At 53.7% G+C, this 12,808-nt stretch carries 11 protein-coding genes; 9 read left to right on the plus strand and 2 right to left on the minus strand.

All coding sequences use genetic code 11. The features are described from left to right. Positions 1–66: 66 nt before the first annotated feature. Positions 67–735: a response regulator transcription factor gene (locus J0A68_RS08270; RefSeq protein WP_206577735.1), complete on the minus strand. Its 669-nt coding sequence runs from the start codon at positions 733–735 to the stop codon at positions 67–69. A gap of 270 nt (positions 736–1,005) precedes the next feature. On the opposite strand from J0A68_RS08270, the gene J0A68_RS08275 reads away from it, so the two are divergent. The 8 genes from J0A68_RS08275 to J0A68_RS08310 all read left to right on the plus strand — a co-directional run bounded on the left by J0A68_RS08275 (position 1,006) and on the right by J0A68_RS08310 (position 10,504). Beyond that, entirely contained in the window at positions 1,006–1,638 is a 633-nt protein-coding gene (locus tag J0A68_RS08275; RefSeq protein WP_206577736.1) for a TetR/AcrR family transcriptional regulator, read from the plus strand. Between the two features lie 56 nt (positions 1,639–1,694). After that, positions 1,695–2,288 (plus strand): GrpB family protein, encoded by a 594-nt coding sequence (locus J0A68_RS08280; protein WP_206577737.1) that lies wholly within the window; start codon positions 1,695–1,697, stop codon positions 2,286–2,288. A 103-nt stretch (positions 2,289–2,391) separates the two neighbouring features. After that, positions 2,392–4,452 (plus strand): methionine--tRNA ligase, encoded by a 2,061-nt coding sequence (gene metG / locus J0A68_RS08285; protein ID WP_206577738.1) that lies wholly within the window; start codon positions 2,392–2,394, stop codon positions 4,450–4,452. Positions 4,453–4,671: 219 nt separating this feature from the next. Next, entirely contained in the window at positions 4,672–4,983 is a 312-nt protein-coding gene (locus tag J0A68_RS08290; RefSeq protein ID WP_206577739.1) for a DUF3192 domain-containing protein, read from the plus strand. A gap of 370 nt (positions 4,984–5,353) precedes the next feature. Continuing rightward, positions 5,354–6,817 (plus strand): potassium/proton antiporter, encoded by a 1,464-nt coding sequence (locus tag J0A68_RS08295; protein WP_206577740.1) that lies wholly within the window; start codon positions 5,354–5,356, stop codon positions 6,815–6,817. Between the two features lie 158 nt (positions 6,818–6,975). After that, the gene (locus J0A68_RS08300; protein ID WP_206577741.1) at positions 6,976–8,403 is read left to right on the plus strand and encodes a circularly permuted type 2 ATP-grasp protein; all 1,428 of its coding nucleotides are present in this window, start codon (positions 6,976–6,978) and stop codon (positions 8,401–8,403) included. Positions 8,404–8,414: 11 nt separating this feature from the next. Next, entirely contained in the window at positions 8,415–9,407 is a 993-nt protein-coding gene (locus tag J0A68_RS08305; protein ID WP_206577742.1) for an alpha-E domain-containing protein, read from the plus strand. 233 nt (positions 9,408–9,640) lie between these two features. Further along, positions 9,641–10,504: a transglutaminase family protein gene (locus tag J0A68_RS08310; protein WP_236021422.1), complete on the plus strand. Its 864-nt coding sequence runs from the start codon at positions 9,641–9,643 to the stop codon at positions 10,502–10,504. A 6-nt stretch (positions 10,505–10,510) separates the two neighbouring features. On the opposite strand, the gene J0A68_RS08315 is transcribed toward J0A68_RS08310, so the two are convergent. Next, entirely contained in the window at positions 10,511–11,287 is a 777-nt protein-coding gene (locus J0A68_RS08315; protein WP_206577743.1) for a DUF6503 family protein, read from the minus strand. A gap of 229 nt (positions 11,288–11,516) precedes the next feature. Here J0A68_RS08315 and J0A68_RS08320 point away from each other — a divergent pair, with 229 nt between their 5' ends. Then, positions 11,517–12,764, plus strand: coding sequence for a PepSY-associated TM helix domain-containing protein (locus J0A68_RS08320; protein WP_206577744.1), 1,248 nt, complete (start codon positions 11,517–11,519; stop codon positions 12,762–12,764). The last annotated feature ends 44 nt before the right edge of the window (positions 12,765–12,808 follow it).

The raw sequence follows: 12,808 nt of genomic DNA on the forward strand, positions 1-12,808 counted from the left end.
TATGGCCACATGGAATCTCGCATACTTCGCAGTCAGCCTTCTTCTTCAGTTTCATGATGCTCGATTTCATAATTCCTTAGCCATGTAGCCCACTCCCCGGATCGTCTGGATGTAATCTTCGTCCTTTTGCAGGTTGAGTTTTTTGCGCAGCGAATTGATAAAGACATCGATCACGCCCGTATTGTAGTCGAAGTGGATGTCCCACACGCTCTCGATGATGCGGGTACGGCGACAGACCTTGTTTTTGTTGCGGATGAGGTACTCGAGCAGGGCAAACTCCTTTTGGGTGAGCAGGATCTCTTCCTCCCCTTTTTGGACGGCGTGCCGCTCGGGAAACAAGCTGATCGGCCCCAGACTCAGCCTTTCCTCCGTCCCTTCTTTTCCCCTCAGCTGCACCCGGATCCGCATCAGCAGCTCCTCAAAGTGAAAGGGCTTTTTGATGTAGTCATTGGCGCCGGACTGCAATCCAAAGATCGTCTCGTCGAGGGTGTCCTTGGCGGTGAGAAAAATGATGGGGGTCTGGGGAAAATCCCTGCGAAACTGCCTGGTCAGCTCTATGCCGCTCATGCCGGGCAGCATCCAGTCCAGCAGCAGCAGGTCATAGTTGCCGGAGAGGGCCAGGTCCAGTCCTTCCCGGCCGTTGTCGGCGACATCCACGGCAAAGGCCTCTTCTTCCAAGCCCTGCCTGAGAAAATTGGAAATCCCCGATTCGTCCTCTACTATCAGAATTCGCATAGCTAAGCAAAAGAAAAGCTTATTCCCCGCCTTTGAAAAATTGTATTCTTATTTTTTGCTTAAAATCAGGGATCTGGCTAAACGCCGCCGGCGCGCCCCAAGCGGGGCAGCTTGGATAATCCCGCAAGAGCGCCGGGTCGCCAGGCCTCGCCTCGATGCGCCCGGACTCCCATTTTTGCAATCCCCATCGACTAAAAGGCTTTTCGGTTCGCCGGATTTTTTCAATACCCGATCCCCTCCTTTATCTTTGCCCCCCAATCCTCCCCGACCATGAGTAAGACCAACAGCCCCGAGGGCAAGATACTTGACGTAGCCTACCGACTTTTTTTGGATCGGGGCTACCGCCATACTACCATGGACGACATTGCCCAGGAGATAGGCATGAGCAAAAAGACGCTCTACAAGCATTTCCCTGGCAAGCTGGAGCTACTTGCCGAGGCTTTTGAGCTCCTTCGCACCAAGATGACCGCCAAGGTCGAGGCCATCGTGGACAACCGCTACCTGGCCTTTCCGCTAAAGCTGCGCTCCTTCCTCAGTGTGGTGGCCACCTACCTGGCGCCGATCAATCCGGAGCTTTTCGAAGACCTCCGCGAACACGCGCCCGAGGTCTGGCAGGACCTGCGGGAATACATCAACGAGTCCGCACACCTGCGCTTTGCCAAGCTGATCGAGGAGGGCACCCGGCAGGGCCTCGTCAATCCCCGGATCAATGTCAGCCTGGTCGTGATGCTCTACGCGGCTGCGGTCCAGTCCCTTTGGGATCCGAAGTTTGTCGGGCAGTTTCCCGAGGCCATACAAAAAGGAGCCAAGATGCCTCCCTCCGACGCCTTTGAGCAGGCCATCAGCATCATCTACAACGGCATCCTGACCGAGGAAGCGCGCAACGAATTTCAAAACGCCTAGCCCAGCCTTTGGGGCTTTTCCCTATCTTTGGCCTCTGTTTTTGAAGAAAGAAAAAGATGGGCAGCCCCCTGTACGAGCTTAAGAAAGAAGACTGGAATCGCCTCTTCCCGATCCATCTGGAGGAGCACAACCCGGCCTGGAAGGAGATCTTCCAGCGGGAAAAAGAGCTGGTCCTTTCCAGGATTTCCGCCTTTTCCCCCGAGCGGATCGAGCACGTCGGCAGCACCTCCATCCCCGGCATCAAAGCCAAGCCCTACATCGATCTGCTGATCGTGATCCCGGCGGAGCATCTCTTCAGCGAGGAGCTGATCGCTGCCCTGGCGGAGATCGGCTTCACCTACTTCCTGGTGCCAAAGCGGGACGATATCGAGGCCTACATGTCCTTTGGCAAAGGCTACAACCTGGACGGCGTGAAAGAGCAGATCTTCCACATCCACATGTGTCCCGGCGACAACTTCATGGTGAACCAAATCGCCTATAGGGATCGGCTCAGAAGCGATGAAACCCTCGCCAAAGCCTACGAAAAGCTAAAAATCGAGTCCGCCGCCAAATTCAAAAACGACCGGGGAAACTACCTGCTTTCCAAAAACGAGTTTATCAGAGACGTACTTAAAAACACCAAAACACCTCCTGACCGAATTTCCAGCTGAAGACCTTGCTTCGGTCATCGGTCATCGGTCATCCAACCCACTATTTCCAAAAGACGACCACCTAAAGTCGCTTTTCCCACCAAATTGAATAAAAGCACAAACCATGAGTCATAAAACCCCCAAACGCTACACCGTCACCTCGGCCCTCCCCTACGCCAACGGCCCGCTGCATATCGGCCACTTGGCTGGGTGCTACGTGCCGTCCGACATCTACGTGCGCTACCTGCGCTCCCAGGGCCGGGACGTGGCCTACATCTGCGGCTCGGACGAGCATGGCGTAGCCATCACCATCAAAGCCCAAAAGGAAGGCAAAACTCCCCAGCAGGTCGTGGACCACTACCATGAGATGATGAAGGGAAGTTTTGAGGCCTTTGGGATCAGCTTTGACCACTACTCCCGCACTTCCGCCCAGATCCACCACGAGACCGCGCAGGATTTCTTCAGGGATCTGTACGAAAAGGGCGAATTTCTGGAGCAGGTCACCGAGCAGTACTACGATGCCGAAGCCAAGCAATTCCTCGCGGACCGCTACATCGAGGGTACCTGCCCGAAGTGTGGCAATGAAGGCGCCTATGGCGACCAGTGCGAAAAATGCGGCACCTCCCTCAGCCCTACCGACCTGATCAACCCCAAGTCCAAGCTCAGCGGCAACACGCCTGTATTGAAAGAAACCAAGCACTGGTTCCTTGACCTGGCCCGCTATCAGGACTATCTGAAAAAGTGGATTCTCGAAGACCATGCCGAGGACTGGAAAAACAACGTGCTGGGCCAGTGCCGCTCCTGGCTGGAGGCCGGAGACGGGCTACAGGCGCGATCCATGACCCGCGATCTGGAATGGGGCATCCCCGTTCCCGTCGAGGGAGCAGAGGGCAAAGTGCTTTATGTCTGGTTTGACGCGCCCATCGGCTACATCTCCTCCACCAAAGAGTGGGCCGCCGAGAAAGGCAAAGACTGGGAGCCCTACTGGAAGGACGAAGACACCAAGCTGGTCCACTTCATCGGCAAGGACAACATCGTCTTTCACTGCATCATCTTCCCGGCGATCCTGAAAACCCACGGAGGCTACGTCCTGCCGGACAACGTCCCCGCCAATGAGTTCCTCAATCTGGAAGGCGACAAGATCTCCACCTCCCGCAACTGGGCCGTGTGGCTGCATGAATACTTGGAGGAGTTTCCAGGCAAGCAGGACGTGCTCCGCTACGTACTGACCTCCAATGCGCCGGAGACCAAAGACAACGACTTCACCTGGAAGGACTACCAAGGCCGAAACAACTCCGAGCTCGTCGCCATTTATGGCAACTTTGTAAACCGTGCCGTGGTGCTGACGCAAAAGTTTTTCCAAGGAATCGTACCTGAAAGAGGCGAGCTCAGAGGCTATGATGAGGAAGTGCTGGCCGCTTTGGCAGAATTCCCGGATAAAATCGCTGCTTCCATCGAGCGCTACCGCTTCCGCGAGGCGCTTGGTCTGGTGATGGATTTGGCCCGATTGGGCAACAAATACCTGGCAGACACTGAGCCTTGGAAGGAGATCAAAACCGACGAGGCCCGCACCAAGACCATCCTGAACATCGCCCTGAACATCGCCGCCAACTTGGCCATCGTTTCCGAGCCTTTCCTTCCCCATACCGCCAAGAAGCTCTTCGATCTCTTTGACATCGAAGCCGGCAAATGGAACGAAGCAGGCAATGGCGAGCTCATCAAGGCCAACCGAGCCCTAGGAGAGATGGGCTTGCTCTTCGAAAAAATCGAAGACGAAACCGTGGAAAAACAAGTACAGAAACTTTTGGACGCCAAAAAAATGAACGAAGCTGCCAACGCCCCGGTCACTCCGATGAAGGAGCTGATCACCTACGATGACTTTGCAAAGCTGGACATGCGGGTCGTGACCATCCTCGAAGCCGAGAAAATGCCAAAATCCAAAAAGCTGATCAAGCTCAAAGTGGACACCGGCCTCGGCCATCGCACGGTGCTCAGCGGCGTGGCGGAGCATTTCGAGCCGGAGTTTCTCATCGGCAAGCAAGTCACCATGCTGATCAACCTCGCTCCACGCAAGATGATGGGCATCGACTCCGAAGGCATGATCCTGATGGCCGAGGACAAAGACGGCAAACTCAAGCTGCTTACTCCACACGAAGGCACTGCCAGCGGATCGACGATATCGTAAGTAGCAAGATAGTAGTAGCTAGTATCAAGACATTAGTATCAAGAAAATACCTGCTGGGATTATAAGTCCTAGCAGGTATTTCTTTTTAGAAAGAAAATAGTGATGGACTGCTCCGTGAGAAAAACAAAAGAACTGATCTCCAGCCGAAAACAATCCCAAACAGCATCAACTGGCAACTCCACGCATCCTTTCGTTCGTAGGAACTAAGAAAAACTCCCCATGAAGCATCTTTTCCCAGCACTCCTACTGATTGCGGTATTTGCCGCCTGTTCTCCCGCAATGCTATCTCGCATGAACGCCAAATCCATGAGCCAACTCGAACTCGGCATGTCCAAACAGCAACTGATCGAGGTACTGGGAAACTACTATACCATCTCAGAAAAACGCATGCAAGGTGAAGATGAGATCGAGGTGCTTTCCTACCGCAACTATCCCTACGAGGATGAGATCTATCAATTTGTCTTTGTCAACAAGTCGCTGATCGAGTGGCATAGGGAGCTGGTTCCTACCTATGACGTAAAGGTGGACTGACAGCTCGTCCCTAGAGCCGTCACTTTTTGCAAGAAAAGGCAATCAAGCTTAGGCATTTTCGGTTTGGCCGCCTCCACAGCAGGTCAGCTGTCATACCTGTAGTTGCGTGGTTTTGCCATGCAAAGTGCAATGGCAAGCTTCGCCAAAACTCCGCACTTCGCTCATCGCCTGCCCAGGGTGGCGGGGGCTTTCCTACTGCCTGAGCAGACAAGCTCGATTGAACAAGCAAACTCGACTACTGGCATGATTGCGGAGAGCCAGATTCACTTTTTCTCCCGCCAAAGTCCCTCGCCGGAACCAAATTCTTTCCGATTTTTTTAACTTCTTGCAGTCTGAATTCTTCGCCCCGGCGACCAACCCGACCTTTTTGATGCAAATCACCATTGAAAACATCCTTTTAGTAGGCTCACTGCTTTTGATCTTCAGCATCCTAGCCAGCAAGACTGCCGGCAGGGCGGGGATACCGGTGCTCCTGCTCTTCCTGGGAGTCGGCATGCTGGCGGGTACCGACGGGATAGGCAATATCGCTTTTGACGATCCCGGAATGACGCAGTTTCTCGGCATCGTATCCCTGACCTACATCCTGTTTTCCGGGGGCTTGGACACCAAGTGGGAATCCATCAGGCCGGTACTAAAGCCGGGGCTCATGCTCTCTACACTGGGCGTATTGCTGACGGCGGTTTCGGTGGGCTTGTTTGCCAGCTGGGTGGCGGATCTGGGCTGGAAGGAAGGCCTTCTCCTCGGGGCCATCGTCTCTTCCACGGATGCGGCGGCGGTATTTTCGATTTTGCGGAGCAAAAGCATCGGGCTCAAGGGCAATCTCCGTCCCCTATTGGAGTTTGAGTCCGGCAGCAACGACCCCATGGCCTTCTTCCTGACCATAGGAATGACTTCCTGGCTCAGCTTGGACGGCTTTAGCCCGGTGGACCTCGTACCGATGTTTTTGAAGCAGATGGTTTTGGGGGCGGCAGCGGGATTTTTGCTGGGAAAAGGAATTGTCTTTCTGATCAACAAGATCCATCTGGAGTACGAGGGGCTGTATCCAGTCTTGATGCTCGGGCTGGTGGTATCGGTCTATTCCCTGACCGATTTGATTGGGGGCAATGGCTTTCTCGCGGTGTACCTCAGCGCGATCACCATGAACCAAAGCCGGATGCTCCACCACAAGAGCCTGATCCGTTTCTTTGACGGGATAGCCTGGCTCATGCAGATCGTCATGTTCTTGACCTTGGGACTGCTGGTCTATCCGACGCAGGTTTGGCCGGTGATCGGCCTGGGCTTCGTCATTGCCATGTTTTTGATCCTGATCGCCCGACCGCTTGGGGTTTGGGCCTCCCTCTCTTTTTTCAAGTACAAAAACCGCGAAAAGCTATTCGTCAGCTGGGTGGGGCTGCGTGGAGCGGTGCCGATCGTCTTTGCCACGTTTCCCCTGATCGCGGGCGTGGACAAGAGCAACCTGATCTTCAACATCGTCTTCTTCATCGTCATCGCCTCCGTCGCGCTACAGGCTACCACCCTTGCCAAGGTCGCCAAATGGCTCCATCTGGCCGTACCAGAGGGCCTGAAGCGGAAGAGCCTCCTCGACCTGGAGCTTTCCGAAGACTTCAAAAACGCCCTCGTGGAGGTCGAGCTCCCCGCCCAGTCGGCGGTGGACGGCAAACAAATCCTGGAGCTGAACTTCCCCAAAACCTCCCTCATCGTCCTGGTGAACCGCAACAACAAGTTCATCACGCCCAACGGCGCCACCGAGCTCCGGTCCGGCGACAAGCTCATGATCATGATCAATTCCGGATCGGAAGAATCTTTGGTCAGGACTGCGCTCGCTATCGAGTGATTGATTGCACTATAGGTTGATTTTTCCTGGATTTTTTGTAAAAAAATCAGTATTTTGATTTTTCAGGTTAAAAAATGAAAGTTAAAATCAGATTTTTTTGAAAATATTTGATTTTGATGTTTCTTTTTTATCTTACTGTAGCATTTAATTTCCAACCTATGAAGACCGAAGGATATTCCTGCAATGAGCACTTTGATGAAATGTTCACCGCCGAGGGAGCAGTCAGGAAGCACTACGGGGAGTTTTACAACTACCTGAGCAAAGCCTCCTCCAAAAAGATGAACCAGCTCCAGTTTTCGGCCAACAAAACCCAGAAATCGATGGGGATGACCTTCAATGTCTACCACGACAATCAGGGGCTGGAAAAAATACTCCATTTGGACATCATCCCGCGGATCATCCCCAATGCCGAGTGGAAAAAACTCGAGAGCGGTCTGAAGCAGCGCATCTATGCGCTCAACCTGTTTCTCCAGGACATCTACAACGATCAAAAAATCCTGAAGGACGGCATCGTCCCCTCCGACCTGATTCTTGGCTCCAAAGACTACCTCAAGCCCTGCATCGGGCTCACCCCACCCAAGGGAATCTGGTGCCACATCACCGGTACCGATCTGGTGCGGGACAAAAGCGGGGAATACTACATCCTGGAGGACAACCTGCGCTGCCCCTCCGGAGTCAGCTACATGCTCGAAAGCCGGGAGATCATCAAGCGGGCCTACCCGCAGCTCTTCAATGACGAGGGCGTGATGCCCGTGTCCGACTATCCTACCAAGCTGCTCAGGATGCTGCAGTACCTGTCCAACAAAGCCAAGCCGGTAGTGGGCGTATTGACACCCGGCATCTACAATTCGGCCTATTTCGAGCACTCCTACCTCGCGCTGCAGATGGGGGTAGAGCTGGTCAACGGCGTGGACCTCATCGTGAGAAACAAAAAAGCCTACATGCAGACGACCAAAGGCCTGCAGCAGATCGACGTGATCTACCGTAGGATTGACGATTCGTTCATCGACCCCCTCACCTTCAATCCAGAGTCCATGCTGGGCGTACCAGGCATTTTCGAAGCGTACAAGGCCGGCAACGTCGCCCTGGCCAACGCGCCCGGCACCGGTGTCGCCGACGACAAGGCCGTCTATGCCTACGTACCCCGCATCATCAAATACTACCTCAACGAGGAACCCATACTCAACAACGTCCCCACCTACCTCTGCCGGGAGGAAGCCGACAGAAAGTATGTGCTTGACCATATCGACCAGCTGGTCGTCAAGGAAACCAACGCGGCGGGCGGCTATGGGATGCTGATCGGCCCAAAGGCCACCAAAGAAGACCACGACAAGTTCCGCCGCCTCATCCAAGGCAATCCGGACAACTACATCGCCCAGCCGACCCTGTCCCTCTCCACCGTACCCTGCCTGACAGACGAGGGCATAGTCGGTCGGCATGTGGACCTGCGCCCCTATATCCTCTATGGCAAGGAAATAGAAGTGATCCCCGGCGCCTTGACCCGCGTAGCATTAAAGAAAGGCTCTCTGGTGGTGAACAGCTCCCAGGGAGGCGGAAGCAAAGACACTTGGGTACTATACAACTAAACTGAAACATTATGCTGAGCCGTGTAGCAAGCCACATCTATTGGCTGGGAAGATATCTCGAGAGAGCCGAAAACTACGCCAGGTTTATCGACGTCAATTTCAACCTCATGCAGGACCTCCCCATGGACATGAAGGAGCAGTGGGCACCTTTGGTCGCAGCGACCGGGGACTGGGAACTGTACCAGAAAAAGAACGTCGGCTTTGAGCGTCATCAGGTGATGTACTTCCTGACTTTTGACCCTGACAATCCCAACTCCATGCTCTGCTCGGTGACCAAAGCCAGGGAGAATGCCCGCATCATCCGGGAAAACCTCAGCAAGGAAACTTGGGAAAAGGTCAACGAACTCTACTACATGCTGAAGGAAGGCATGGAGAAAAAAGTATGGAAAAAGGAAGATCCTAGGGCTTTTTTCGAAAAAGTAAAAGACCAGATCCTGCTGCTCTATGGGCTCGCCGACTCCACGGTCGCGAGGACAGAAGGCTGGTATTTCCGGCAGCTGGGCCAGCTGCTGGAGCGCGCGGACAAGACCTCCAGGATACTCGACGTGAAATACCACATCCTGCTCCCCTCCACCTATGAGGTGGGGTCGCCGCTGGATTTTCTGCACTGGATGGCTTTGCTCAAGTCCGTGACCGGCTTCAATACCTATCGCAGGCTGTATGGAAACATCGACCCTTCCTGCGTGGTGGAGTTTATGCTGCTCAACAAATATTTTCCCCGCTCGATCTTCTTCTGCCTCAAGGAAGCCGAGCGCTGCCTGCACTGCATCTCGGGCAATTCCTCCGAAGGCTTCAAAAATTCCGCGGAAAAAGCCATCGGCGAGATGCGCTCCCGCTTAGAGTACTCTGAGGTCGACGATGTAATATCTGTCGGGCTTCATGAATATCTGGACACAATCCAGCTAAAAATCAACCATATTTCCGACCAGATAGACATTAATTACTTCAGGGCCAAGGAGGAGTTTGCGTACGAGCCGGCGTCCCAATCACAATCACAATCCTGAGCCCTCCCAAGTCGGCAATCGCCGCACATTCCGGCCACGCGGACGGCATGCCAAGGTGTGCCCAAGCGACGCCGACCCCTATCCTCAACGAAAAACCCTATATTGGAGAAAATAGTGAAGCAAAGTTTGATTTTTGAAATGGATGGCTGTAACGAAAAGTCAGGGCACCTCGCTGAGAGGTCATGGACATGGTCTTTGGAAAATGTGGATCGCTCACTTGTGATGACGGATAGATGCTGATTCAAGTAAGCCACCAGTCGAAGTACGAGTATAGTTCGGAGGTATTCCTTGGCATCCACAAGCTATACCTGATCCCCCAGCACCGACCCTATTTCCGGATAGAATTTCAGAAGTTTGAAGTCTGCCCCGCTCCCGACGGCAACAGTTTCCGACAGGACTTGGCGGGCAATTGGTACAAGCAGTGCTGGTTTACCGGCCAGACATCCGCCCTGCAGATCAGCGGGGAATGGATATTCAAGCTGCAAAACTTCAACCCCTTTGACTTTATCCTTGACCGGGAGTTTGAGGAAAAAGGCTGGAAAAACCCTTCTTTCCAGTTTGGCTACGAGGACAAGACTGCATTTCTGATCCCCTTCATCGCCGAAAATGGCCCCGGCATCTTCCAGGAGTTTCTTCTGGAAACCAAAAACCAATCCGCTGGACTGGTGGATTTTTTGGTAAAAATCACCAAGGAAATCAACCAGGGATGGAAGCACATCATCCGTCCCGAGCAGAATATCTGGACGGCCGAGCTCACTTTTTCGAAAAAGGAAGGATCCTGCCGGGATCTGGCCGTCATGCAGATGGAGATGCTGCGCGGACTGGGACTTGCGACGCGTTTTGTGAGCGGCTATGCCTTTAATCCCGACCTGCGGGAAGGCCACGAGCTGCACGCTTGGCTGGAAGTATTTCTCCCCGGAGCAGGCTGGCTGGGACTGGATCCCAGTCTGGGGCTTTTCACCGACCATCGCTACATTCCCCTAGCCTCCCATCCGGACCCCGCTCGGGCCATGCCGGTGCAGGGCACCTTCTTGGGAGATTCCGGCTCCGCGCTCAAGACCCACGTGGATATGAGGCTTCTTCACCAAGGCCGATAACCCCGATCAATTGGCGACCACGGCCTCTTTCTCCGGCATGGCAAAAAGCTTCTCGTCCAGAGGCTCGTCCACCAAAAACACATCGGAAAAACTCACCTGGTAGCGGATACGCCCCGTGGAGTCGTTTTCGTACGGATAGCCTGTCAAAATCCTCGGAAAGACCAAACCTCCCGCGTCACGATAGTCCTCATATTTCAGGGCGTTCATCGTCGTATTGGCCTGGTCAAAGAAAGTGACGGTGTACAGCAGCCAAGCCAGGCGTCCGGTCTCGGGATCGACCAGCATAAAATAGGTATCCTGGGGGCTGTCCCCTACGTTTTCCCCAAACTTAACGGCAAAAGCCTCGTAGGACTGCCCGTTGACGAGCTTGTCTTCTGCTCGCTCCACTGTGACCCCAGGATCGGTGAAGATGTAGGGAATGGAGAAAAAGTAGAAATACAGGTTGTGGTAAAACCGGACTGAGTTGCCCTGAAAAGCATCGCGTCTGGGGCTGATCCAGACTTTTTCCCCATCGTTGCCAATCTGCCAGGTATCTGCATCGATCCGCACCTTGCGGGAGACGAGGTCGATGTAGTGGTTTTCCCAGGCCAGGTTGGTTTCGTGTACCATGGCATAGGATAGGGAGCGGGCATTGACCCACTTTTGCCAATCTCCATGTGCGTCCAGCAGCCGCTTAAACTCATCGGGCTGGTCCAGTCTCGGGTCAGGTGTGGAGTTCTGTGTACCGCAGGCAAAGAAAACGAAGGCCAACAAAGCCAAGAACAGGAATCGGGAGCTAGTCATGGGGTGTTTTTTGAAAATCAAGATACCAAAAGGAATGTGATCTGCCAGCTTTCCCTTCGCTTGCAAAACCAGACCTTTTCCGGGTGAAGAAAATCCCGTCGATCATCGCCTGGCACCTTTGGCAGCCCTGGCGATTTACTGATTTTCACCCAAAAAAGGTTTTTTATTAGATCGAATCTAAATTAATAGAAACTCTTCTTTAGATTTGTTCCAATTAATAATAAGCGCCATGTGGAAATCCATCCGGAAGTTTTTAGTTGACATTCACCTCTATGCCGGCCTGACCTGCGGCCTCATCGTAATTGCCGTCTGTCTCAGCGGCACCATCTACGTGTACAACACTGAGATCCGTGAATGGTCTGATTCCGAGCGCTATTTCGTGGAAGTCTCCGGGACAAAAAAACCGCTGGACCAGCTGCGTACCGAGGTCGAGAGCAGCCTTTCGGGCGAAGTAGTCGGCGCCAGCGTATATCAGGGAGAAGACAGAAGCGTGCAGTTTCAGGTGAAACAAGCCGGAGAAGAGCGCCCTACTACCTATTTTGTAAATCCCTACACCGGTGAAATACTGGGCGACAACAGCGAAAAGAGCTCCGCCGAGGAGTTTATGGGCTACATGTTTTCCCTCCATCGCTGGCTGCTGCTGGACAGGATAGAGGAGCCTATGCTCGAGTCCATGGGCAACCGGGACCTGGGCCGCTTCATCAATGGCGTCGCCACCCTGCTCTTCCTCCTGGGCGTGATGACGGGGATTTTCATCTGGTTTCCCCAAAAAGTAAAAAACTGGAAGCAAGGCCTGAAAATCAAATGGTCTGCCAACTGGAAGCGGGTCAACCACGACCTGCACAACACCTTGGCTTTTTACTCTCTGATCATCCTGTTTCTGATGGCCGTGACCGGACCCTTCTGGTCCTACGAGTGGTACCGCACCGGCTGGCAAAAGACCTGGGACACCTACCAGGCTCCCTCCGGCAACGGCGGGGGAAGACCTGAAGGAGGAAGGTCTGAAGGAGGAAGAGAACCTAGAGCCGAAAAGCCTGAAGAGGCCGCTCCAGCCGCACAAAAAACCATTTCCTTTGACGAGGTGGTAGCTGCCAGCAATGCCTCGCTTTCCTATGAGGGCAACCTCAGAATCTCTTTGCCCAACAAGCCCAAAGGTGATGTCTCGGTGAGCAAGTCCCGCACGGGATTTTTCGCCAAAGCTGGCTCTGACCAGCTCTCCCTGGACGCCGAAAGCCTCGAGGTGAAAGAAGCCAAGCTCTTTTCTGACCTCCCCGTGCGCCAGCAAATCGGCCGCTCGGTCAAGTCCCTCCACACGGGCGAGATCTTTGGCCAGTTCACCAAATTCCTTTGGTTTGTCGCCTGCCTCATCGCCACATCGCTTCCGATCACAGGAACGCTGATCTGGTGGAACAAGCGCAGCAAGAAAAAAACAACGCGATCCAAACAGTCCAAAAATACCCAGGTCGAGATGGCCTGATTTTTAAAAAGCGGGTGCAGTCACCCGCTTTTTTGTCTTCCAAG

This window comes from Algoriphagus oliviformis (assembly GCF_017254915.1).
Taxonomy (GTDB): domain Bacteria; phylum Bacteroidota; class Bacteroidia; order Cytophagales; family Cyclobacteriaceae; genus Algoriphagus; species Algoriphagus oliviformis.